General features: G+C 75.1%; 25 protein-coding genes. 18 read left to right on the forward strand and 7 right to left on the reverse strand.

Going from position 1 to position 22,586, the window contains the following annotated elements:
- From ACIP5O_RS16405 to ACIP5O_RS16435, 7 genes are all read left to right on the forward strand, one after another.
- The gene (locus ACIP5O_RS16405; protein WP_030205444.1) at window positions 1-165 is read left to right on the forward strand and encodes a hypothetical protein; all 165 of its coding nucleotides are present in this window, start codon (window positions 1-3) and stop codon (window positions 163-165) included.
- Entirely contained in the window at window positions 162-827 is a 666-nt protein-coding gene (hisH, locus tag ACIP5O_RS16410) for an imidazole glycerol phosphate synthase subunit HisH (RefSeq protein WP_401293657.1), read from the forward strand. The genes ACIP5O_RS16405 and hisH overlap by 4 nt, the downstream gene beginning before the upstream one ends.
- Complete coding sequence (gene priA / locus ACIP5O_RS16415) at window positions 824-1,552, forward strand: bifunctional 1-(5-phosphoribosyl)-5-((5-phosphoribosylamino)methylideneamino)imidazole-4-carboxamide isomerase/phosphoribosylanthranilate isomerase PriA (RefSeq protein WP_401293659.1); 729 nt, start codon at window positions 824-826, stop codon at window positions 1,550-1,552. The genes hisH and priA overlap by 4 nt, the downstream gene beginning before the upstream one ends.
- Window positions 1,549-1,947, forward strand: a complete 399-nt coding sequence (locus ACIP5O_RS16420; RefSeq protein ID WP_401293662.1) for a RidA family protein — start codon at window positions 1,549-1,551, stop codon at window positions 1,945-1,947. Before priA ends, ACIP5O_RS16420 begins: the two co-directional genes overlap by 4 nt.
- Window positions 1,944-2,699 carry an imidazole glycerol phosphate synthase subunit HisF gene (gene hisF / locus ACIP5O_RS16425; RefSeq protein WP_356543515.1) on the forward strand — a complete coding sequence of 252 codons (756 nt, stop codon included), beginning with the start codon at window positions 1,944-1,946 and terminating at the stop codon, window positions 2,697-2,699. The genes ACIP5O_RS16420 and hisF overlap by 4 nt, the downstream gene beginning before the upstream one ends.
- A gap of 118 nt (window positions 2,700-2,817) precedes the next feature.
- Complete coding sequence (locus ACIP5O_RS16430) at window positions 2,818-3,405, forward strand: ArsR/SmtB family transcription factor (RefSeq protein WP_401293664.1); 588 nt, start codon at window positions 2,818-2,820, stop codon at window positions 3,403-3,405.
- Entirely contained in the window at window positions 3,402-4,646 is a 1,245-nt protein-coding gene (locus ACIP5O_RS16435) for an MFS transporter (protein WP_401293667.1), read from the forward strand. The genes ACIP5O_RS16430 and ACIP5O_RS16435 overlap by 4 nt, the downstream gene beginning before the upstream one ends.
- A gap of 24 nt (window positions 4,647-4,670) precedes the next feature.
- Here ACIP5O_RS16435 and ACIP5O_RS16440 read toward each other — a convergent pair whose 3' ends face one another.
- Complete coding sequence (locus tag ACIP5O_RS16440; RefSeq protein WP_401293670.1) at window positions 4,671-5,306, reverse strand: TIGR03085 family metal-binding protein; 636 nt, start codon at window positions 5,304-5,306, stop codon at window positions 4,671-4,673.
- An 83-nt stretch (window positions 5,307-5,389) separates the two neighbouring features.
- Here ACIP5O_RS16440 and hisI point away from each other — a divergent pair, with 83 nt between their 5' ends.
- The 11 genes from hisI (at window position 5,390) to lgt (ending at window position 14,904) form a co-directional block, all read left to right on the forward strand.
- Window positions 5,390-5,740 (forward strand): phosphoribosyl-AMP cyclohydrolase, encoded by a 351-nt coding sequence (hisI, locus tag ACIP5O_RS16445; RefSeq protein WP_356543510.1) that lies wholly within the window; start codon window positions 5,390-5,392, stop codon window positions 5,738-5,740.
- Window positions 5,741-5,751: 11 nt separating this feature from the next.
- Window positions 5,752-7,242 carry an anthranilate synthase component I gene (locus ACIP5O_RS16450; RefSeq protein ID WP_356543508.1) on the forward strand — a complete coding sequence of 497 codons (1,491 nt, stop codon included), beginning with the start codon at window positions 5,752-5,754 and terminating at the stop codon, window positions 7,240-7,242.
- Between the two features lie 14 nt (window positions 7,243-7,256).
- A complete protein-coding gene (locus ACIP5O_RS16455; protein WP_401293674.1) occupies window positions 7,257-7,904 on the forward strand; it encodes a TIGR02234 family membrane protein in 648 nt (215 codons plus the stop codon).
- A gap of 141 nt (window positions 7,905-8,045) precedes the next feature.
- Window positions 8,046-8,300 carry an HGxxPAAW family protein gene (locus tag ACIP5O_RS16460; RefSeq protein WP_356543504.1) on the forward strand — a complete coding sequence of 85 codons (255 nt, stop codon included), beginning with the start codon at window positions 8,046-8,048 and terminating at the stop codon, window positions 8,298-8,300.
- A gap of 104 nt (window positions 8,301-8,404) precedes the next feature.
- Window positions 8,405-9,019, forward strand: a complete 615-nt coding sequence (locus tag ACIP5O_RS16465; RefSeq protein WP_401293677.1) for a DUF2752 domain-containing protein — start codon at window positions 8,405-8,407, stop codon at window positions 9,017-9,019.
- 139 nt (window positions 9,020-9,158) lie between these two features.
- Window positions 9,159-9,968 (forward strand): indole-3-glycerol phosphate synthase TrpC, encoded by an 810-nt coding sequence (gene trpC, locus ACIP5O_RS16470; protein ID WP_401293680.1) that lies wholly within the window; start codon window positions 9,159-9,161, stop codon window positions 9,966-9,968.
- A gap of 7 nt (window positions 9,969-9,975) precedes the next feature.
- Window positions 9,976-10,251, forward strand: a complete 276-nt coding sequence (gene trpM, locus ACIP5O_RS16475; protein ID WP_401293683.1) for a tryptophan biosynthesis modulator TrpM — start codon at window positions 9,976-9,978, stop codon at window positions 10,249-10,251.
- Window positions 10,252-10,812: 561 nt separating this feature from the next.
- Entirely contained in the window at window positions 10,813-12,102 is a 1,290-nt protein-coding gene (gene trpB, locus ACIP5O_RS16480; protein WP_401293686.1) for a tryptophan synthase subunit beta, read from the forward strand.
- Window positions 12,099-12,929, forward strand: a complete 831-nt coding sequence (trpA, locus tag ACIP5O_RS16485; RefSeq protein ID WP_401293689.1) for a tryptophan synthase subunit alpha — start codon at window positions 12,099-12,101, stop codon at window positions 12,927-12,929. The genes trpB and trpA overlap by 4 nt, the downstream gene beginning before the upstream one ends.
- A 64-nt stretch (window positions 12,930-12,993) precedes the next feature.
- On the forward strand, window positions 12,994-13,815 hold the full coding sequence (locus ACIP5O_RS16490; RefSeq protein WP_401293692.1) for a DsbA family protein: 822 nt from the start codon (window positions 12,994-12,996) through the stop codon (window positions 13,813-13,815).
- 99 nt (window positions 13,816-13,914) lie between these two features.
- Window positions 13,915-14,904 (forward strand): prolipoprotein diacylglyceryl transferase, encoded by a 990-nt coding sequence (lgt, locus tag ACIP5O_RS16495; RefSeq protein ID WP_401293695.1) that lies wholly within the window; start codon window positions 13,915-13,917, stop codon window positions 14,902-14,904.
- Between the two features lie 79 nt (window positions 14,905-14,983).
- On the opposite strand, the gene ACIP5O_RS16500 is transcribed toward lgt, so the two are convergent.
- The 6 genes from ACIP5O_RS16500 to ACIP5O_RS16525 are packed head-to-tail and all read right to left on the reverse strand — an operon-like array spanning window position 14,984 to window position 22,021.
- The gene (locus ACIP5O_RS16500) at window positions 14,984-15,865 is read right to left on the reverse strand and encodes an HpcH/HpaI aldolase/citrate lyase family protein (protein ID WP_401293698.1); all 882 of its coding nucleotides are present in this window, start codon (window positions 15,863-15,865) and stop codon (window positions 14,984-14,986) included.
- Window positions 15,862-17,139 (reverse strand): CaiB/BaiF CoA transferase family protein, encoded by a 1,278-nt coding sequence (locus ACIP5O_RS16505; RefSeq protein ID WP_401293700.1) that lies wholly within the window; start codon window positions 17,137-17,139, stop codon window positions 15,862-15,864. The genes ACIP5O_RS16500 and ACIP5O_RS16505 overlap by 4 nt, the downstream gene beginning before the upstream one ends.
- Window positions 17,136-18,056 (reverse strand): ribokinase, encoded by a 921-nt coding sequence (gene rbsK, locus ACIP5O_RS16510; RefSeq protein WP_401293703.1) that lies wholly within the window; start codon window positions 18,054-18,056, stop codon window positions 17,136-17,138. The genes ACIP5O_RS16505 and rbsK overlap by 4 nt, the downstream gene beginning before the upstream one ends.
- The gene (locus ACIP5O_RS16515) at window positions 18,053-19,669 is read right to left on the reverse strand and encodes an ADP-ribosylglycohydrolase family protein (RefSeq protein WP_401293706.1); all 1,617 of its coding nucleotides are present in this window, start codon (window positions 19,667-19,669) and stop codon (window positions 18,053-18,055) included. Before ACIP5O_RS16515 ends, rbsK begins: the two co-directional genes overlap by 4 nt.
- Window positions 19,666-20,898 (reverse strand): ADP-ribosylglycohydrolase family protein, encoded by a 1,233-nt coding sequence (locus ACIP5O_RS16520; RefSeq protein ID WP_401293709.1) that lies wholly within the window; start codon window positions 20,896-20,898, stop codon window positions 19,666-19,668. Before ACIP5O_RS16520 ends, ACIP5O_RS16515 begins: the two co-directional genes overlap by 4 nt.
- Complete coding sequence (locus tag ACIP5O_RS16525; protein WP_401294165.1) at window positions 20,798-22,021, reverse strand: ADP-ribosylglycohydrolase family protein; 1,224 nt, start codon at window positions 22,019-22,021, stop codon at window positions 20,798-20,800. The genes ACIP5O_RS16520 and ACIP5O_RS16525 overlap by 101 nt, the downstream gene beginning before the upstream one ends.
- Window positions 22,022-22,586 lie beyond the last annotated feature (565 nt).

Raw genomic sequence — 22,586 nt, forward strand, 5'->3', positions numbered from 1 at the left:
GTGAACGGCCTGTCCACCATCCTGATCGTCGTCGGGCTGTTCCTGCTCGGCGGCATCTACTCCTTCGCCAAGCAGCAGATGCCCAAGGGCGTCATCGTGCTGCTCTCGATCGGCGCCGCGATGTGCCTCGCCGCCGGCGTGCTCCGTCTGGACGTGTGGTCATGAGCGCACCCGCAGGCCCCGTGAAGGGGAGCCCCAAGAAGGTCGTCGTCTTCGACTACGGCTTCGGCAACGTGCGCTCCGCCGAGCGCGCCCTCGCCCGGGTCGGCGCCGACGTCGAGATCACCCGCGACTACGAGCGCGCCATGAACGCCGACGGACTCCTCGTCCCCGGCGTCGGCGCCTTCTCCGCCTGCATGCAGGGGCTCAAGCAGGCCCGCGGCGACTGGATCGTCGGCCGCCGCCTGGCCGGCGGCCGGCCCGTCATGGGCATCTGCGTCGGCATGCAGATCCTCTTCGCCCAGGGCATCGAGCACGGCGTGGAGACCGAGGGCCTCGACGAGTGGCCCGGCACGGTCGAGCCGCTGAACGCCCCCGTCGTCCCCCACATGGGCTGGAACACCGTCGACGCCCCCGCGGACAGCGAGCTGTTCGCCGGGCTCGACGCCGACGCCCGCTACTACTTCGTGCACTCCTACGGGGTGCGCGAGTGGAGCATGGAGATCGGCAACCCGCACCTCCGCGCCCCCAAGGTCAGCTGGGCCACCCACGGCGAGCCCTTCGTCGCGGCCGTCGAGAACGGCGCCCTGTGGGCCACCCAGTTCCACCCCGAGAAGTCCGGCGACGCCGGAGCCCAGCTCCTCACCAACTGGATCGGAACCCTGTGAGCAGCACGCTTGAACTCCTCCCCGCCGTCGACGTCCGCGACGGCCAGGCCGTCCGCCTCGTCCACGGCGAGTCCGGCACCGAGACCTCCTACGGCTCCCCGCTCGAAGCGGCCCTCGCCTGGCAGAACTCCGGCGCCGAGTGGCTGCACCTGGTCGACCTGGACGCGGCCTTCGGCACTGGCGACAACCGCGAGCTGATCGCCGAGGTCGCCAGGGCGATGGACATCAAGGTCGAGCTCTCCGGCGGCATCCGCGACGACGCCTCGCTCGCCGCCGCCCTCGCCACCGGCTGCACCCGCGTCAACCTCGGCACCGCCGCCCTGGAGACCCCCGAGTGGGTCGCCAAGGTCATCGCCGAGTACGGCGACAGGATCGCCGTCGGCCTCGACGTGCGCGGCACGACCCTGCGCGGCCGGGGCTGGACCCGCGACGGCGGCGACCTGTACGAGACGCTGGCCCGCCTCGACTCCGAGGGCTGCGCCCGCTACGTCGTCACCGACATCGCCAAGGACGGCACCCTCCAGGGCCCCAACCTGGAGCTCCTGAAGAACGTCTGCGCGGCCACCGACAAGCCCGTCGTCGCCTCCGGCGGCGTCTCCTCCCTGGACGACCTGCGGGCCCTGTCCGGCCTGGTCCCGCTGGGCGTCGAGGGCGCGATCGTCGGCAAGGCCCTGTACGCCAAGGCCTTCACCCTCGAAGAGGCGCTCGCGGCGGTGGCGTCGTGACCTCCGGCGTCCGCAGGGTCGTCACCGGAGCGCCCTGGGAGGAGCAGTTCGGCTACTCCCGCGCGGTCGAGCTGCCGAACGGCACGGTCCTGGTCTCCGGCTGCACGTCGGTGGTCGACGGCCAGATCGCGGACGGCGGCCCGTACGACCAGGCGGTCAACTCCTTCCACGTGGCCTTCGGCGCGCTGGAGCAGCTGGGCCTGGGCGCCGAGCACGTCGTCCGGACCCGGATGTACCTCACCCACGCCCGGGACGTGGAGGAGGTCGGCCGCGCCCACAAGGAGCTGTTCGACGCCGTCCGTCCCGCCGCCTCCATGCTCATCGTCTCCGGTTTCGTCGACCCCCGCCTGGTCGTCGAGGTCGAGGTCGAGGCCTACCGGAGTGAGGACGCATGACCCTCGCCGTACGCGTGATCCCCTGCCTGGACGTGGACAACGGCCGGGTCGTCAAGGGCGTCAACTTCCAGAACCTGCGGGACGCGGGCGACCCCGTCGAGATGGCGAAGCTGTACGACGCCGAGGGCGCCGACGAGCTGACCTTCCTCGACATCACCGCCTCCTCCGGCAACCGGGAGACCACCTACGACGTGGTGCGCCGCACCGCCGAGCAGGTCTTCATCCCGCTCACGGTCGGCGGCGGCGTGCGGTCGGCCGAGGACGTCGACCGGCTGCTGCGGGCCGGCGCCGACAAGGTCGGCGTCAACACCGCGGCCATCGCGCGCCCCGAGCTGATCCGGGAGATCGCGGAGCGCTTCGGCCGCCAGGTGCTCGTCCTGTCCGTGGACGCGCGCCGCACGGAAACCGGTTCCTTCGAGGTCACCACGCACGGCGGCCGCAAGGGCACCGGCATCGACGCCGTCGAGTGGGCGCACCGCGCCGCCGAGCTCGGCGCGGGCGAGATCCTGCTCAACTCGATGGACGCGGACGGCACGAAGGACGGCTACGACACCGAGATGATCGCGGCCGTGCGCAAGCACGTGACCGTGCCGGTGATCGCCTCCGGCGGCGCGGGCAGGCTCGCGGACTTCCCGCCGGCCGTCGCGGCGGGCGCGGACGCGGTGCTCGCGGCCTCCGTCTTCCACTTCGGAGACCTGCGGATCGGCCAGGTCAAGGAGACGCTGCGGGAGGCGGGCCACCCGGTCCGCTGAGACCCGGTTCCGTTTCCCGGAAGGGCCCCTTCGGGGGCCCTTCTTCATGCCCAAGCGCACAACATTTCTTTCGCAATTTTTGTTGCGCAACTTTTCCTTCGTATCTAGGGTCATGGTCATGACCTCACCGGAGAACCGCCGGATCACCGACCTCGGCACCCTCAAGGCCGTCTCGCACCCGCTGCGGATGCGCCTCTACCGCGCCCTCTTCACGGCCCGCACCGCCACCGCGTCCCAGCTCGCCGAGCAGGTCGACGAAGCCGTCTCCCTCGTCAGCTACCACCTGCGCAAGCTCGCCGACCACGGCCTCATCGAGGAGGCCGAGGCCCGCTCCACGGACGGCCGCGAACGCTGGTGGCAGCCCAGCTCCCACGGCTTCAGCATCCACGACGAGGACATGCGCGACGCCCCCGAACTCGTCGCCGCGAACGCCGCCTTCAGCCGTACGGTCGAGGCGCAGCGCGGCGAGATGCAGGCCCGCTTCCTCGACGAGCGGCACACCTGGTCCGCCGAGTGGCGCGCCGCCTCCACCAGCTCCGAGTGGCTGCCCCGCCTCACCGCCCCCGAACTCGCCGCACTCGCCGCCGAACTGGACGCCGTCGTCGAGAAGTACGACCAGCGGGCCCGCGCCGCCGAAGAGGCCGGCGACACCGAGGGACGCGAGAACGTGGCCGTCCACATCCACGCCTTCCCCTACCGCGCATGAGCGCCGCCGTCCTCGCCGCCGCCCCGCCGCGGCCCGCCCACCGCGACCCCCAGGTCCTGCGCTGGCTCGGTGCCTACACCGCCTCCACCGTCGGCGACAGCGTCTACTACCTCGCCCTCTCCTGGGCCGCCGTCAGCAGCGGCAGCCCCGCCCAGGCCGGTCTCGTCATGGCCGTCTCCGCCGTGCCCCGCGCCCTGCTCCTGCTCTTCGGCGGGGTGATCGCGGACCGGCTCGGCCCGCGCCGGGTCGTCCTCGTCTCCGACACGGTCCGCTGCCTGGTGACCCTCGGCCTCGCCGCCGTGCTCCTCGCCACCTCGCCCGGCCTCTGGCTGCTCGCCGCCGCCGCGCTCGTCTTCGGCGCCGTCGACGCCGTCTTCCTGCCCGCCGTCGGCGCCCTCCCGCCGCGGATCGCCGCCCACGACCAGCTCGCCCGCGTCCAGGGCCTGCGCGGCCTGGCCCATCGCATGGGCTCCGTCCTCGGCGCCCCGCTCGGCGGCCTCGCCGTCGCCACCGGCGGCCCCGCGAGCGCCTTCGGGGCCGCCGGAGCGCTCTTCGCCCTCTCGCTGCCCCTGCTCAGCGCCCTCCGGCTCCGCCCGCTGCCCACCGGCGAGAAGGGGGAGAAGGCCGGGAGCCCCGTCCTGCGCGACCTCGCCGACGGCCTGCGCCACCTCCGCCGCCACCGGGTCCTCGGCCCGCTGATGATCACCATCCTCCTCGCCGACCTCGGCTTCGTCGGGCCCCTCAACGTCGGCCTCGCCCTCCTCGCGGAACAGCGGGGCTGGGGCGCCCCCGGCATCGGCTGGCTCCTCGCGGGCTTCGGCGCCGGCGCCGGCGCGGCCTCCCTGCTCCTCGCCGTCCGCGGCCGGCTGCCCCGGGCGGGCGCCACCCTCGGCTGGACCATGCTCCTCGGAGCCTCGGCCGTCGCCGTCCTCGCCTTCGTGCCCCGGCTGCCCGCCGCCGTGGCCGTGGCCGTCGCCGTCGGACTGCTCGCCGGAGTCTCCGGAGCGCTGTGCCACGCCCTCGTCCAGACCGAGTGCGAGCCCGCCTACCTCGGCCGGGTGAGCGCCGTCTCCAGCCTGGGCAGCCTCGGCCTCGCCCCGCTCGGCATGCCCCTCACCGGCGCGGCGGCCGGCCTGTGGGGCACCGGCCCGGTCTTCGTCGCCGGCGCCGCCGTCTGCGCCCTCTCCGGCGCCTTCGCCCTCACGGTCCCGGCCCTGCGCCGCGCCGAACTGCCGAGGTAGCGCAGGGCCGTCCGAGAACCCGGCTCAGATCCCCAGCCGCTTCGTCTCCCGCAGCCGCTCGATCGCCTGCGGCTCGCCGTCCAGCGCCACCTTCGCCGCGTCCTGCCGCCCGTACAGGTACATCGTCAGCTCGCCCGGCTCCCCGGAGGCCGTCACCACCGGGGTGCCCTTGCGGGCGACCACCGTCTGCCCGTCCGGGCGGCGCAGCACCAGACCCACCGGGACCTTGCGGCCGAGCAGCCGGGCCGTGCGCTCCAGGCGGGACCAGAGGACGTCCGCGAAGACCGGGTCCAGCTCACGGGCCGACCAGTGGGGCTGGGCCCGCCGCACGTCCTCCGCGTGCACGTAGAACTCGACGACGTTCGCCCCCTCGTCCACCTGCTTGATCGTGAACGGCGAGAACCTCGGCGGCCCCGTCCGGATGAGCCGGATCAGCTCGTCGTACGGCCGGTCGGCGAACTCCGCCTGCACCCGGTCCTGCCGGTCCTTCAGCGCCGGTACGAGCGAACCGGCCGCCGCGTCCGGGCGCCGCTCCCGCACCACCACATGGGCCGCCAGGTCCCGGGCCCGCCACCCCTCGCAGAGCGTCGGCGCGTCCGGACCGGCAGCTTCCAACAGATCAGCCAGCAGAAGCCGTTCACGTTTGGCATGGGTCGACATGTCCGCCAGCGTACGGCGGACGCCGGCGGTCCGCCCAGTGGACGCCCGCCGGACACCGCCCCCGGGCGCGGCACAATGGCGCCATGAGCAGCAATCTCGACCCGGCCCTCTCCGCCCGGCTCAAGCGCAGCCCGGACGGGCTCGTCCCCGCCATCGCCCAGCAGTACGACACCGGCGAGGTGCTGATGCTCGGCTGGATGGACGACGAGGCCCTGCACCGCACCCTCACCACCGGCCGCTGCACCTACTGGTCCCGCAGCCGGGGCGAGTACTGGGTCAAGGGCGACACCTCCGGCCACGTCCAGCACGTCAAGTCCGTCGCCCTCGACTGCGACGCCGACACCCTCCTCGTCAAGGTCGACCAGGTCGGGGCCGCCTGCCACACCGGCGCCCGCACCTGCTTCGACGCCGACGTGCTCCCCGTATCCCAGTAAGGTCCGGTGCCATGGATCTCGAGACCTTCCGCAAGCTGGCGGCCGACCGCCGCGTCATCCCCGTCAGCCGCAGGCTCCTCGCGGACGGCGACACCCCGGTCGGGCTCTACCGCAAGCTCGCCGCCGAACGCCCCGGCACCTTCCTCCTCGAATCCGCGGAGAACGGCCGCAGCTGGTCCCGCTACTCCTTCATCGGGGTCCGCAGCGACGCCACGCTGACGGTGAAGGACGGCGAGGCCCACTGGCTCGGCACCCCGCCCGTCGGCGTCCCCGCCGACGGCGACCCCCTCGCCGCCCTGCGCGCCACCGTCGAGACCCTCCACACCCCCCGCGACCTCGCGTCCGGCATGCCCCCCTTCACCGGCGGCATGGTCGGCTACCTCGGCTACGACATCGTCCGCCGCCTGGAGAAGATCGGCGAGCACGGCCGCGACGACCTGGAGCTCCCCGAGCTCACCATGCTCCTCACCAGCGACCTCGCGGTCCTCGACCACTGGGACGGCTCGGTCCTCCTGATCGCCAACGCGATCAACCACAACGACCTGGAGACCGGCGTCGACGAGGCGTACGCGCACGCCGTGGCCCGCCTCGACGCCATGGAGGCCGACCTGGCCCGCCCGGTCGCCACCGCCCCCACCGCCCTGCCCGCCTCCGAGCTCCCCGCGTACTCGGCCCTCTGGGGCGGCCCGGCCTACCAGGAGGCCGTCGAGGACGTGAAGGAGCGCATCCGGGCCGGCGAGGCCTTCCAGGTCGTGCCCTCGCAGCGGTTCGAGACCCCCTGCACCGCCTCCGCGCTCGACGTCTACCGGGTCCTGCGGGCCACCAACCCCTCCCCGTACATGTACCTCTTCCGCTTCGAGAACGGCTTCGACGTCGTCGGATCCAGCCCCGAGGCCCTCGTCAAGGTCGAGGACGGGCGGGCGCTCCTCCACCCCATCGCCGGCACCCGGCACCGGGGCGCCACCCCGCAGGAGGACCACGACCTCGCCGAGGAGCTGCTCGCCGACCCCAAGGAGCGCGCCGAGCACCTCATGCTCGTCGACCTCGGCCGCAACGACCTCGGCCGGGTCTGCGCGCCCGGCTCCGTGGAGGTCGTCGACTTCATGTCGATCGAGCGCTACTCCCACGTCATGCACATCGTCTCCACCGTGACCGGCCGGGTCGCCGAGGGCCGCACCGCCTTCGACGTCCTCACCGCCTGCTTCCCCGCCGGAACCCTCTCCGGCGCCCCCAAGCCGCGCGCCATGCAGATCATCGAGGAGCTCGAACCCTCCCGGCGCGGCCTGTACGGCGGATGTGTCGGTTATCTCGATTTCGCCGGCGACGCGGACACCGCCATCGCCATCCGCACCGCCCTGCTCCGCGACGGCACCGCGTACGTGCAGGCCGGGGCGGGTGTCGTCGCCGACTCCGACCCGGTCGCCGAGGACGACGAGTGCCGCAACAAGGCCGCGGCCGTGCTCCGGGCCGTCCACACCGCCAACCGGATGAACGCCTCCTGAGCCCGTAGGGGATAGTGGGGTACGTGAGTGCCGTACCCGTACCCCAGCCCCGGGCCGCCCGAGCGGCCGCCCCCTCCGGTGGCCGTCGCAGCCTGGCCGCGGCCCTCCTCCTCGGCGCCCTCGGCGCCACCGTCGTCCTGCTCTCCGCCGGGCAGATCTGGGCGGAGGGCACCGCGGCCGTCGGCGGCGGCAGCGTCCCCGTCGAGGCCGACGGCGGCACCGTCACCGGCGTGCCGACCGCCCTCGCGATCGTCGGCCTCGCCGCGCTCTTCGCCGTCTTCGCCGTGCGCCGCACCGGCCGCACCCTCGTCGCCGCGCTCCTCGCGCTGAGCGGCGCGGGCGCCGCGCTCGCCGCGGTCCTCGGCGCCTCCGACCGGAGCGCCCTGGACGCCGAGGCCGCCCGGATCAGCGGCGACACGGCCGCCGCCGTCGCCGGCCTCACCCACACCGCCTGGCCGTACGTGACCGCCGCGGGCGCCGCCCTCATCCTGCTCGCCGGCCTCTTCGCGCTCCGCTTCGGCAAGAACTGGCCGGCCATGGGCGGCCGCTACGAGCGCACCGGCGCCCCCCGCGCCGCCCGCAAGGCCCCCACGGCCGACCCCGACCGGCCCGAGGACCTGTGGAAGGCCCTGGACCGCGGCGAGGACCCCACCCGGGGCTGACCGGGCCGGGGCGCCGACCGCGACGCGTGATCGTCCCGGTACCCCCGATTCATCCTCGCGCGCCCGCGTGCGGGACAATGAGCGCCGAGCGTCCGCGCACGCGTGACCTCACCACCGAGCAACAGCAACGAGGAGCAACTCATGGCGGGCAGCGCCCACGGACACACCCCGGCCGCCTGGACCGGTGTCATCATCTCCTTCATCGGCTTCTGCATCGCCGGAGTCTTCATGGTGGCCGCCAACGTGCCCGGTTTCTGGGCGGGCATCGCCGTCGTCCTCCTCGGCGGCGTCGTCGGCGGAGCGATGAAGGTGGCGGGCCTCGGCATGCCGAAGGAGTCGGCCGACGTGGCCGCCGCCCGCGAGGCCGCGACCACCACCGCGCGGGCCCATTCCTGACGCGACCCCACGCACCCGAGGGCGCGGCCCGGCGACGCCGGACCGCGCCCTCGCGCGTGAGGGACCGGGCTGCGCCTTCGCGCGCGAGGGGCGAGAATCACCGCGTGGACCCACACCCGACGCCCGAACCCGCGACCGACACCGCCCACCGCACCCGGTCGGCGGAACCCGCGGCCACGAATGTCCCGGCCCCGACGAGGGAGGCCCCGGGCCCGGGAGCGCCGCCGGAGGCCCCGGGCCCGCGCCCGGACGGCGTGCCCGCGCCGCCCGGTGCCGTCTGGCACGGGCCCTTCGTGCCCCCCGTGCCCCCCTCCCCGCCCCGCTCGCGCGTCCGGCGTCTGCTCGCGCCCGTGGGGGCCGTCGCCGGGGTCGTCGCGGCGTTCGCGTACGTCGGGACCGTCGACCCCAACGAACCGGGGCACTACCCGGTCTGCCCCCTGCTCCGCTTCACCGGCGTGTACTGCCCCGGCTGCGGCGGGCTCCGCAGCGCCCACGCCTTCGCCCACGGCGACCTCCCGGCCGCCCTCGGCTCCAACGCCCTCGCCGTCGTCGGCTACGGCGTGTTCGCCGTCGTGGCCGTCCTGTGGCTGGTTCGCGCCTACCGGGGCGTACCGACGCGCCTCTCGGTCCCCCCGAACTGGTGGTGGGGGATCGGGGCCGTCCTCGCCCTCTTCACCCTGGTCAGGAACCTTCCCTTCGGCTCCGCGCTGGCCCCGTGAGGACCCGCCGGAACCCCGGCGGGACGTCCCAGCAGGTGGGACGCCGCTCCGGCCGATGCGATTCCCGGGCCGTCCTGCGGATAGGATCGATGTGGCTGAACCTGGTTCATCATCACCGTCCCGGAAGGGGGCCCCTCGCGTGAGTGTGCTCGACGAGATCATCGAAGGCGTGCGCGCCGACCTCGCAGAGCGGCAGGCGCGGGTCACCCTCGACGAGCTCAAGGAGCGCGCCGCCAAGGCGCCGCAGGCCAAGGACGGCGTCGCCGCACTGCGCGGCGACGGCGTCAAGGTGATCTGCGAGGTCAAGCGCTCCAGCCCGTCCAAGGGCGCGCTCGCCGCGATCGCCGACCCGGCCGGACTCGCCGCGGACTACGAGGCGGGCGGCGCGGCCGTCATCTCCGTCCTCACCGAGGAGCGCCGCTTCGGCGGCTCCCTCGCGGACCTGGAGGCCGTCCGCGCCAAGGTCGACATCCCGGTCCTGCGCAAGGACTTCATCGTCACCGCGTACCAGCTCTGGGAGGCGCGGGCGTACGGAGCGGACCTCGCGCTCCTCATCGTCGCCGCCCTGGAGCAGGAGGCCCTCGTCTCCCTCATCGAGCGGGCCGAGTCCATCGGGCTCACCCCGCTGGTCGAGGTGCACGACGAGGAGGAGGTCGAGCGCGCCGTCGACGCGGGCGCCCGGATCATCGGCGTCAACGCCCGCAACCTCAAGACCCTCAAGGTCGACCGCTCCACCTTCGAGCGCGTCGCCCCCGAGATCCCGGCGCACGTCGTCAAGGTCGCCGAGTCCGGCGTCCGCGGCCCGCACGACCTCATCGCGTACGCCAACGCGGGCGCCGACGCGGTCCTCGTGGGCGAGTCCCTGGTGACCGGCCGCGACCCGAAGGGCGCCGTCGCCGACCTGGTCGCCGCCGGTGCCCACCCGGCCCTCCGCCACGGGCGGAGCTGACCGGACCATGAGTCCCCGCCGCGACGCGCCGACACCTCCGGGCCCCGCCGCCCGGGGGAACGTCGCCGTGCCGTCGGCACCCGGGCGCCGCGGCCGGCTCCGTACCGCCGCGGCCCCCGTCCCCGCGCACGCCCCCCTGGCCCGGGGCTGCCGCCCGCGCGGCTGCCGCGCACCCGCCCGGCGGGTCCTCGGCCGCCGGGTGCGGTACGTGATCGGCGACGAGCCCGGCCAGGTCAACGGCATGCGATGGCGCCCGCGCCTCGCGCGGGACACCAACGCCTAGCACCTCCGGCTCTCCGGCCACCTCGCCCGTGCGGGCGCCTCCGCCACCCCCGTGTGGGCAGTCGTCCCGCAGGGGCGTGGGGGTCCCCCCTCTGGGGGAGGGTGGGCACACGGGACGGCGCCCATCGCGGGCGCCTCCGCACCTGTACCCGCCCGCACCACCGGCCCGGCGCACACGGGGTGCGGGTCAAGGTGCGGGAGCCTGGGCCCGGCAAAGGGCGCCGTCCCGTTGTGCCCACCCTCCCCCAGAGGGGGGACCCCCACGCCCCAGCGGAACGACTGCCCACAACGGAGGGGGCGGAGGCCCACGGCCAGGCTGCGGGCATCGCCCGGGCACCGTCCCGGCAACGGCGACGGCATCCGCACCGGCGACGGCACCCGTGACCGCGCCACCGGCGAGGGCAACGTCAGGGCGGACGCCCGGGCGCCGTCCTCGCGGGCGGTAGCCCGTAACGGCGCCCCGCGCCGGCGACCGCGTTGGCGTACGCGAGTGGACCGCGCGCATACCGTGACCATCACCCACACGTAACCCCGGGGCACCCGCCCCGCGAGGAGCAACCGCATGTCCACCGAGTTCTTCATTCCCGACCCGGACGGTCAGGTCCCCACCGCCGAGGGCTACTTCGGCGCCTACGGCGGCAAGTTCATCCCGGAGGCCCTCGTCGCCGCCGTGGACGAGGTCGCCGTCGAGTACGACAAGGCGAAGGGCGACCCCGAGTTCGCCCGCGAGCTCAACGACCTGATGGTCCACTACACGGGCCGCCCGAGCGCCCTCACCGAAGTGCCCCGGTTCGCCGAGCACGCCGGCGGCGCCCGGATCTTCCTCAAGCGCGAGGACCTCAACCACACCGGCTCGCACAAGATCAACAACGTGCTCGGCCAGGCCCTCCTGACCAAGCGCATGGGCAAGACCCGGGTCATCGCGGAGACCGGCGCCGGGCAGCACGGCGTCGCCACCGCCACCGCCTGCGCCCTCTTCGGCCTCGACTGCACCATCTACATGGGCGAGGTCGACACCCGGCGCCAGGCGCTGAACGTCGCCCGGATGCGGATGCTCGGCGCCGAGGTCGTCGCCGTGAAGTCCGGCAGCCGCACCCTCAAGGACGCCATCAACGAGGCCTTCCGCGACTGGGTCGCCAACGTCGACCGCACGCACTACCTCTTCGGCACCGTCGCCGGCCCGCACCCCTTCCCCGCCATGGTCCGCGACTTCCACCGCGTCATCGGCGTCGAGGCCCGCCGCCAGATCCTGGAGCGCGCCGGACGCCTCCCCGACGCGGCGATCGCCTGCGTCGGCGGCGGCTCCAACGCCATCGGCCTCTTCCACGCCTTCGTCCCGGACGCCGGCGTGCGCCTGATCGGCTGCGAGCCGGCCGGCCACGGCGTCGAGACCGGCGAGCACGCGGCCACCCTCACCGCCGGCGAGCCCGGCATCCTGCACGGCTCGCGCAGCTACGTCCTCCAGGACGACGAGGGCCAGATCACCGAGCCGTACTCGATCTCGGCCGGCCTCGACTACCCCGGCATCGGCCCCGAGCACGCCTATCTGAAGGACAGCGGCCGCGGCGAGTACCGGGCCGTCACCGACGACGCCGCCATGCAGGCCCTGCGCCTGCTCTCCCGCACCGAGGGCATCATCCCGGCCATCGAGTCGGCGCACGCCCTCGCCGGGGCCGTCGAGGTCGGCAGGGAGCTGGGCCCCGAGGGCCTCCTCGTGGTCAACCTCTCCGGGCGCGGCGACAAGGACATGGACACCGCCGCCCGCTACTTCGGCCTGTACGACACCGACGCCGAGGTCGCCGCGGACGCCGGTGCCGACGACACCGCCGAGATCGAGGGGGACGCCAAGTGAGCGGCAACATCCAGCTGTTGAGCGACACCCTCGCCGCGGCGAAGGCCGAGGACCGGGCCGCGCTCATCGCCTACCTGCCGGCCGGCTTCCCGACCGTCGACGGCGGCATCGCGGCGATCAAGGCCGTCTTCGACGGCGGCGCCGACGTCGTCGAGGTCGGCCTCCCGCACAGCGACCCCGTCCTCGACGGCCCGGTCATCCAGACCGCCGACGACATCGCCCTGCGCGGTGGCGTCCGGATCGCCGACGTCATGCGCACGGTCCGCGAGGCCCACGAGGCCACCGGGAAGCCGGTCCTCGTCATGACGTACTGGAACCCGATCGACCGCTACGGCGTCGAGCGCTTCACCGAGGAGCTCGCCGCGGCCGGCGGCGCGGGCTGCATCCTGCCCGACCTGCCGGTCCAGGAGTCCGCGCTCTGGCGCGAGCACGCCGACAAGCACGGTCTCGCGACCGTCTTCGTCGTCGCGCCCAGCAGCAGGGACGCGCGCCTCGCCACCATCACGGCCGCCGGATCCGGCTTCGTCTACGCCGCCTCCCTCATGGGCGTCACCGGCACCCGCGCGTCGGTCGGCGAGCAGGCGGCCGACCTGGTCCGCCGCACCCGCGCCGCCGTCGAGCCCGGCCGCACCCTCCCGGTCTGCGTCGGGCTCGGGGTCTCCGACGCCGTCCAGGCCAAGGAGGTCGCCGCCTTCGCCGACGGCGTCATCGTCGGCTCCGCCTTCGTGAAGCGGATCCTCGACGCCGAGGGGGACGAGGCCGCCGGACTCGCCGCCGTAAGGGAACTGGCGGCCGAACTCGCCGAGGGCGTCCGCCGGGATTCGTAACCCGTCCGGGTGGATCTGGGACCGGGGAGGCGCGCCCGCGCCTCCCCGGTTCGTTGACCGGGGCGTGAGCCAGAACAGCAGTGGTGACGGTAACCGGAGCGCGCGCGAGCGCCTTCAGCAGCAGCGCGAGCGCGACAAGTCCCGTGAGCGGCAGCGGCGCGTCCTGATCGTGTCGTCGGCGGTGGTCGGCGTCCTCGCCCTGGCCGCGGTCGTCGGCGTGATCGCCGCGAACGCCGACAAGGACGGCGGGTCCGACAAGGCAGGTCCGGTGGTCGCCCCGTCGACCTCCGTCGACGGCGACAAGCCCGCCATCCCCACCGGCCGGCCGGACGCCCCCGCGACCCTCCAGATCTGGGAGGACTTCCGCTGCCCGGCGTGCGCCCAGTTCGAGAACGTCATGCGGGACTCCATCCACCAGCTGGAGGCCTCCGGGCAGCTCAGGACCGAGTACCACCTCGCCACCCTCATCGACGGGAACATGGGCGGCAGCGGCTCGCTGCGCGCGGCGAACGCCGCCGCGTGCGCCCAGGACGCCGGGAAGTTCACCGCGTACCACGACACGCTCTACGTCAACCAGCCGCAGGAGACCGACGACGCCTTCGGCAAGAACGCGCGGCTGATCGAGCTGGCGGCGAAGGTGCCCGGCCTCGACACGCCGGCGTTCCGCAGCTGCGTGGAGGACGGCACGCACGACAGCTGGGTCGTGAAGTCCAACGAGGCCTTCCAGAAGGGCGGCTTCCGCGGCACCCCGACCGTCCTCCTCAACGGAGAGTCGATCTTCCCGACCAAGGGGAACGAACAGCTCTCCCCGGAGAACCTGAAGAAGTGGGTCGCCGAGGCCGACAAGGGCAAGAAGCCCGGCACGGCCTCCCCGTCGGCCGGCTGAGCCGCCCCCGGTGGGCCCCCGTCCACCGGGGTTAGTTACCCAGACGTTGCCGGGCGGGCTGCCGTCGTGCCCGCCCGGCAGGGTAGCGTCGGACCTGCCATGGACCTTGCCTACATTCCCAGCCCGTCGACCGGCGTGATCCACCTCGGACCGATCCCGCTGCGCGGCTATGCCTTCTGCATCATCATCGGTGTCTTCGTCGCCGTCTGGTACGGCAACAAGCGCTGGATCGCCCGGGGCGGCACCGCCGGCACCGTGGCCGACATCGCCGTCTGGGCGGTGCCCTTCGGCCTCGTCGGCGGACGCCTCTACCACGTGATCACCGACTACCAGCTGTACTTCAGCGAGGGTGAGAACTGGGTCGACGCCTTCAAGATCTGGGAGGGCGGCCTCGGCATCTGGGGCGCCATCGCGCTCGGCGCGGTGGGCGCCTGGATCGGCTGCCGCCGCCGGGGCATCCCGCTCCCCGCGTACGCCGACGCCATCGCGCCCGGCATCGCCCTCGCCCAGGCCATCGGCCGCTGGGGCAACTGGTTCAACCAGGAGCTGTACGGCCGGCCGACCGACCTGCCCTGGGCCCTGAAGATCACCGAGAGCGCGAACCGCGAGGCCGGGACCTACCACCCGACCTTCCTGTACGAGTCGCTCTGGTGCGTCGGCGTCGCCCTCCTGGTCGTCTGGGCCGACCGCCGCTTCAGGCTCGGCCACGGGCGCGCCTTCGCGCTCTACGTCGCCGCGTACTGCGCGGGCCGCGGCTGGATCGAGTACATGCGCGTCGACGAGGCGCACCACGTGCTCGGCCTGCGCCTGAACGTGTGGACGGCCATCGTCGTCTTCCTCCTCGCGGTGGTCTACATCGTGGTCTCGTCGCGGGTCCGGCCGGGACGCGAGGAGATCGTGGAGCCGAAGGCGGAGAAGAAGCCGGAAGGGTCCGCCGGGTCCGCCGGGCCCGCCGAGAAGGCGGAGAAGGACGGGGAGTCCGACGGGGACGCCGACGGGGGCGTGAAGGCGGACGCGGAGCCGGACGCCTCCTCCGACGGCGCCGTCGACCTCGGCAAGGACATGGAGCACGGCGCCGGGAAGAGCTGACCCCGCGCCCCTCGCAGCGGTCGGAAGGGCCGCCGGAGCCGAAAGGTTCCGGCGGCCCTTCCGCGTACGGGCGTACGGGTCACCCGGCCCGCGCGGCGAGGGCGAGGGTCCGGCGGGCGCCCTCCACCACCGCCGCGTCGACGAACCGGCCGTCCGGGAGGGCCAGCGCGCCCTGCCCGGTCGCGGCGACGATCTCCCGGGCCTCGTCGACCTCCTCCGGGGTGGGGAGGTAGGCGCGCTCGATGACCGGGAGCTGGCGGGGATGGATGGCCGCCCGGCCCAGGAAGCCCATCGCCCGGCCCCGGGCGCAGTCGGCGGCCAGCCCCTCCAGGTCGCGGACGTGGGGGTGGACCGACTGGGCCGGGGGCGGCAGGGCGGCCGCGCGGGCCGCGACCACCAGCCGGCCGCGCGACCAGTCGAGCCCGCCGTCCTCCCGCACCCCCAGGTCGGAGCGGAGGTCGGCCTCGCCGAGCCCGATCCCGCGCACGGCCGGGTGGGCGGAGGCGATGGCGTAGGCGTTCTCCACGGCGAGGGCGCTCTCCAGGAGCGGGTAGAGGGGGAGGCCCGGGGCGAGGCCGGCGAGCCGGTGGATGTCAGTGGCGTGTGTCACCTTGGGTACACGGAGACCGCAGAGGCCGGGGAGGGGGGTCAGGACGGGGATGTCGAGCGGGGTGTGGACGCGGACGTGGACCGGGACGGGGTGGACGTCCGCGAGCAGATCGGCCGTCGCCTCCAGGGCGTACGCCTTGCGGTGCGGGGCGACCGCGTCCTCCAGGTCGACGATCACGACGTCGGCGCCGGAGACCAGGGCCTTGCGGACGACCTCGGGCCGGTCGCCGGGCGCGTACAGCCAGGTGAGCGGGGTGTGCGGCCCGGCGGTGCCGCTCGCGACGGGCGCGCCGGTCCGCTCGCGGGGGCCGCTGACCCGGCCGAGGTTCCGGACGCCGTGGGTGCCGCTCATACCGCCCCCTGCTCGCGGAGGGCGCCGATCTCGGCGGGGCTGAGGCCCAGCTCGGCGAGGACGGCGGCGGTGTCGGCGCCGTGCGGGCGGCCGGACCAGCGGATGGCGCCGGGCGTCTCGGAGAGCCGGAAGAGGACGTTCTGCATCCTGATCGGCCCCAGCTCGGGGTCCGCCACCTCGGTGACGGTGCCGAGCGCCTGGTACTGCGGGTCGTCGAGGACGTCCCGGACGTCGTAGACGGGGGCGATGGCCGCCTCCGCCTTGTCGAAGGCCGCCATGGCCTCGTCGCGGGTGTGGCGGGCGATCCACGAGCCGACCGCCTCGTCCAGGACGTCCGCGTGCGCGGCCCGGCCCGCGCCGTCGGCGAACCACGGCTCGTCGATCAGCTCCGGGCGGCCGACGAGGTTCAGGACCCGCTCCGCGATCGACTGCGCGGAGGTGGAGACGGCGACCCAGGAGCCGTCGGCGGTCCGGTAGGTGTTGCGCGGGGCGTTGTTGCGGGAGCGGTTGCCGGTGCGGGGCTGGACGTATCCGAGCTGGTCGTACCAGAGGGGGTGGGGTCCGATGACGGAGAGCATCGGTTCGATGATGGCCATGTCGACGACCTGGCCGCGGCCGGTCGTCGTCCTGGCGGTGAGCGCGGTCATCACGGCGTACGCGGTGGCCAGGGCGGCGATCGAGTCGGCCAGGCCGAAGGGGGGCAGGGTCGGGGGGCCGTCGGGCTCGCCGGTGATGGCCGCGAAGCCGCTCATCGCCTCGGCGAGGGTGCCGAATCCGGGGCGGTGGGAGTACGGGCCGAACTGGCCGAAGCCGGTGACGCGGGCGAGGACCAGACGCGGGTTGGCGGCGGAGAGCTCCTCCCAGCCCAGGCCCCAGCGCTCCAGGGTGCCGGGGCGGAAGTTCTCCACGATCACGTCGGCGTCGGCGGCGAGCGCGAGGAGGGTGTCGCGGCCGCCCGGCGTGGACAGGTCGAGGGTGATCGTCCGCTTGTTGCGGCCCAGGACCTTCCACCACAGGCCGATCCCGTCCTTGGCGGGGCCGTGGCCGCGGGACGGGTCGGGCTTGCGGGGGTGCTCGACCTTGACGACGTCGGCGCCGAAGTCGCCCAGCATCATGGCGGCGAGCGGCCCGGCGAAGAGGGTCGCGAGGTCCAGGACCCGCAGCCCCCGGAGGGGAGGGGCGGCGAGGGTGGAGCCGTCGGCGTCCGGCGCGGCGGCCGGTGCGTTCTCCGGCGCGTCTTTCGGCGCGGCCTTCGGGGTGGGGAGAGTCGTCATACGGGATCGGCCTCCAGGGAGTCGGGGGAGCGGAAGGCCGCCTCGATGTCGACGCGGTACGGCATCGAGGTCGACGCGCCCTCGCGCCGGACGGAGAGCGCGGCGGCAGTCTGCGCCCAGGCGAGCGCCTCCGGGGCGGGACGGCCCTCGCCGAGGGCGACCGCGAGGGCGCCGACGAAGGTGTCGCCCGCGCCGGTGGTGTCCACGGCCCGGACCCGGCGGGCGGGCACGGTGACCGGGTCGGCGCCGCGCGCCGCGTACAGGCTGCCGGCCGCGCCCAGGGTGATCACCACCTCGGGGACGTCCCGCAGCAGGGCCTCGGCGGCGGCGCGCGGGTCCGTGCGGCCGGTGAGTGCGGCGGCCTCGTGCTCGTTCGGCACCAACAGGTCGGTGACGGCCAGGAGTTCGGGGGGAAGGGGCTGTGCGGGGGAGGGGGTGAGGACGGTGCGGACGCCGCGCCGGCGGGCGGCCGTGGCGCCCTCGACGACGACGGGGAGGGGGAGTTCGAGCTGGAGGAGCAGGGAGTCGGCGGTGCCGATGAGGGCCTCGTCGCCGTGGGTGAGGGAGGTGACGGTGCCGTTGGCGCCGGGGACGACGACGATCGCGTTGCCGCCCTCGTCGTCCACGACGATGTGGGCGGTGCCCGAGGCCCCCTCGACGGTGCGCAGGAGGTCGGTGTCCACGGCGCAGTGCTCCAGGGTGGCCCGGAGCTGCGCGCCGAAGCCGTCCGTGCCGACCGCGCCGATCATCGCGACCTCGGCGCCGGCGCGGGCGGCGGCGACGGCCTGGTTGGCGCCCTTGCCGCCGGGGATCGTGCGGAAGGAGCGGCCGGTGACGGTCTCGCCGAGGGCCGGGGCCCTCGGCACGTAGGCGACGAGGTCCATGTTCGTGCTGCCGAGCACGACGATGCTGGTCATGGGCGTACTGCCTCCAGGTGTGTCAGTTCGGCCAGGGTGTCGAAACCGGTGCCGTCGAAGGACGGGACCGAGGTCGCGAGGCGGTTCTTCAGGGGGGAGGTCCAGCGCTCGGGCAGCCGGTCGGGGCGGCCGGCGAGCAGCCCGGCGACCGAACCGGCGGTGGCGCCGTTGGAGTCGGTGTCCCAGCCGCCCGAGACCGCCGCGCAGACCGAGCGGGAGAAGTCGCCGTCGGCGTGGGTGAGGGCGGCGGCGAGCAGGGCGGCGTTGGGGACGGCGTGCACCCAGTGGTACCCGCCGAGTTCGGCGTGCAGCCGGTCCACGACGGCGTCGAAGTCGGGGTGGGCGCGGGCGTGCGCGATGCCCCGGCGGACCGCCCGCGCCAGGCGGGAGCGCGGCGGGACCACGGCGAGTCCGGCGGCGAGCGCCCGGTGGACGTCGGCGGTGCCGGACGCGGCGGCGGCGACGGTGGCGGCCGTGAACATGGCGCCGTACACGCCGTTGGCGGTGTGGGTGAGCACCGCGTCCCGGTGTGCCTGCGCGGCGGCGGCGACCGGGTCGCCCGGGTGGGTCCAGCCGTGGACGTCGGCCCGGATCTGGGCGCCGATCCATTCGCGGAAGGGGTTGCGGCGGACGGCGGTCAGCGGGGGTTCGATCCCGTCGAGGAGGTTGCGGTAGGCGACGCGCTCGGCCGTGAAGGTGCGGCCGGCGGGGAGTTCGTCGAGCCAGAGGCGGGCGACGTCGGCGGTGGTGAAGCCGCGGCCGTACCGCTGGAGCAGGAGGAGATTCAGGAGGGGGTAGTTGAGGTCGTCGTCCTCGGGCATGCCGTCGATGTTCTCGGCGAGGGAGGTGGGGGCGGAGCGCCGGTTCCAGGGGTGGGCGGCGAGCAGGTCGGCAGGCACGCCCCGGGCGGTGAACCAGGTGGTGAGCGGCCAGTTGCCGGTGGCGCGGGCCAGGGCGCGGATGGCGGGGAGGGGGAGCTTCTCGACGGGTTTGCCGAGCAGGCACCCGACGGCCCGGCCGAGCCAGGCGGCGTGCAGGCGGGGGAGGAGGGCGGGGTCGTCGGCGGGCCGGTTCCCCGCGCCCGGTGAGGCGGGGGCGTCTCCGGGCCCGGGGGGTCCGCCGGGCCCGGGGGGTCCGCCGGGCCCGGGGAGTCCGCCGGATCCGGGGAGTCCGCTGGGCACGGGGGCCGTGCCCGGCGCTTCGCGCGGGTGCGGGGAGGCGTCCGGCACCGGATGCGGGGGCGGGGTCGCGCGGCCTCCGTGCGGGGAGCCCGGCAGCGGGGTCCGGGACCGCCCGCCCTCCTCGGTTCCGGCTTCGCCGTGAGGAGGGCCGGGGGGAGCGGTGGTCAGGGCCAGGATGTCCGGGAGGGCGGTCGGTTCGTGTTCCGCGAGGGGGCTCGGAAGGGCGGCCAGGGTGTCCAGGAGTTCCTCCGCCAGGGGGCGGAGGTCCGGGCGGGGGGTCGCGGAGGCGCCGGCCGCGGCCGGGGCGGGCGGGCCGCCCGCCGCCGCCCAGCGGGCCGCCGGGGCGCGGGCGTCGCGGCCGTCCTCCGCCGCCTGCCGCAGCTCGTGGCCCACCAGGTCCTCCGGCTGCACCCAGGTCACACGGAGGTTCACCGGTCCGCGCTCGTCAGCGCCGCGAACGCCGACTCGTGCGCCCGGCGCGCCTCCGCGTCCCGCGCGAAGACCTCGCGGGCGACCCCGGCCAGGGCCCGTGCCGGGGCGTGCAGGTCGAGGCGGCTCGCCTCCGCCACCCGTTTCGCCCAGTCGGCGGGCACGGCCGCCTCGCCGTGCAGCGCGCCCACGATCGCGCCCGCCATCGTGGCGATCGAGTCGCAGTCCCGGCCGTAGTTGACCGCGCCCAGGACCGTGCGCCGGAAGTCGCCCCCGCCGACGAGCAGCATCCCCAGGGCGATCGGCAGCTCCTCGATCGCGTGGAGCCGGGAGGGCCGCCGGGCGCCGAGGGACGGCGCGCGGTAGTCGGGGCCGACCGTGTCGAAGGGGGCCACCGCCCTGCGCAGCGGAGCGAGGGCGGTCTCGAAGTCCGTGTGGCGGGCGGCCGCTTCGGCCACCGCCTCGATCGCCGCCTCCGTGCCGTCCTTCGCCAGGGCCAGGGCCGCGTCCACCACCGAGACCGGCGTCGCGCCCGGTACGCAGGCCGCCGCCACCGCTGCCGCGAACACGCCGGCGGCCTCCCGCCCGTACGAGGACTGGTGCGCGCCCGCCAGGTCGAGGGCCTCGGCGTAGGCGGCCGGCGGGTTGGCGGCGTTGACGAGCCCGACCGGCGCCATGTACATCGCGGCGCCGCAGTTGACGATGTTGCCGCTGCCGGCCTCGCGCGGGTCCACGTGGCCGTAGTGGAGCCGGGTCACGATCCACTTCTCGGCGAGGAAGATGCGCTGGAGCGGCAGCGCCTCGGCCTCCAGCTCCGGGATCCAGACGGGGGAGTTCATGAGCTCGGGGACGAGGTGGTCCGCGACCGCGTACGCGTCGAGGTGGCCGCGGACCTTCTCGTACACCCGGATCAGGGTGTGGGTCATCAGGGTGTCGTCGGTGACGTGCCCGTCGCCCTTGTGGTACGGGGCGATGGGGCGGGCGGTGCGCCAGGCGTCGCCGTTCCAGGGGCCGACGATCCCGGTGACGCGGCCGCCGTGTCGTTCCAGGATCTGCTCGGGGGTGTAGCCCTCGACGGGGCCGCCGAGCGCGTCGCCGACGGCGGCCCCGAGGAGGCTGCCGGTGATCCGGTCATCCAGGGTGGGTAGGCCCTGTGTGGCCTGTGTGGTCGGCGTGCTCGGCGCGCCCGGTGTGCGTACAGCCGGGTTGGGCACGTCCAGTGTGGGTTCCATGTCGGAATTGTCCACCTGGGGCGGCCGGTTCCGTGGCTCCGAGCAGCCCGGCGAGTTCCACCAGGTCGGTCCCCGCGAGCCGGGGCAGCGCGCAGCCCGCGAGCCGCCGGCAGGCCTCGCGCCAGCTCGCCGGGATCGAACGCCCGCCGCCGAGCGCGCCGGTGAGCGCGCCCGCGAGCGCCGGGGCCGAGTCCGCGACCCGGGAGAGGCAGGCGGCGGCCGGGACCGCGGCCGCCGTCTCGCCCCGGGCGGCCAGGGCGAGCGCGAGGGCGACCGGGACGGTCTCGGCGGCGGCGACGCCGTAGCTGTAGACGTGGTCCACGATCTGGTGCTCCAGGAGCGGGACGAGCGCGAAGGCCGAGTCGGCGGCCCGGGCGAGCTCCACGGCGTGCCGGGCGTTGCGGCCGATCTCGGTGGCGGGCGGGAGTTCGGCGAGCGCCGCCCCGACGGACTCCTCGACGGTCGCCCCGCCGAGGGCCGCGGCGACGGCCGCCGCCGTCGCGCGGGCGCCGTGGACGCCGTCGCCGTCCTGGGTGTACCGGGCGTCGAACTCGGCGAGTTCGGCGGCGGCGCGCGGATCGCCCGGGTGGACGAGGGCCAGGACGGCGGCCCGTACACAGGCGGCGTCGTCGAAGTAGTGCGGGTTGTCGTGGCCGGTCGCGGGCGGACGCAGGCCGGTGGCGAGGTTGCCGAGTCCGGCGCGGACGGAGATCCGGGCGCGCAGGGGCAGGACGGCGGACTCGACCTCGGGGGCGCGCTCCGCGGCGGCCGCGACCTGTCCCGCGAGGGCGTTCCAGGCGAGGTCGACGGCGGCGCGGAGCCGGCGCTCCGGGGGGAGGCCGGCCAGGGCGGGGGCGGCGGAGGCGAGGATCGCCTCGGCGGTGAAGACCGCCCACTCGGCGTCGTCGGAGGGGCCGAGCCGGAGCGGCTCGGGGGGCTGGTTGAGGGCGATGGGGACGGGGAGGGTGGTCGTCGCGTTCTGCTCCGCGAAGGTGTCGAGCTCCCGGGTGAGGCGGCGGGTCCACTCGGGCATCCGGGCGGCCCGGTGCCGGGCGGCGGGCCACCCGGCGGCGTCGCCCGCGGCGAGCCCGAGGAGGAGGCCTTCGATCGCGTCGCGGCTCACGGTGACCCGGGCGGGGACCTGGGCGGTCGGCGGTTGGGGCCGGGCGGTGGGCGTCGAGGTGCGGTTGTGTGCGCCCCGCACCGGGGGTGCCGTCCGGTCCTCGCGGGCCTCGTCCAGGAGGTCGGTGCCCCGCACCGGGTCCTGTGTCCGCCCTCCCTCGGAGGAGGGACCCCCACGCCCAGCGGGACGACTGCCCACGGGGGTGGTGGCGGTGCCTGTGCCTGTGGTGGTGTCCGCGTCCGGGGTGGTGGCGGTGCCTGTGCCTGTGGTGGTGCGCGTGTCCGGGGTGGTGGCGGTGTACGTGCCCGGCGCCGTGCTGTCCACAGTGGTGGCGGCGGTGCCCGCACCCGGGCCGGTGCCCATGGCGGTGGGTGCGGGCGGGGTGGTGCCGCCCCCGGGATCGGTGGCGCCGGGGGCCGGAGCCGTACCCGCGAAGGGGGCGGGAGCTCCCACGGCGGAGGCGGTTGCCGGGGTGCTCGGGGCGGCGCTCGTGTTCACGGAGGTGCCGGGGGCGGCCGGGGTGGCGCCCGTGCTCATGGTGGTGCCGGGTGCGGCCGGGGCCGCG

This window comes from Streptomyces sp. NPDC088915, assembly GCF_044749825.1.
GTDB lineage: Bacteria > Actinomycetota > Actinomycetes > Streptomycetales > Streptomycetaceae > Streptomyces.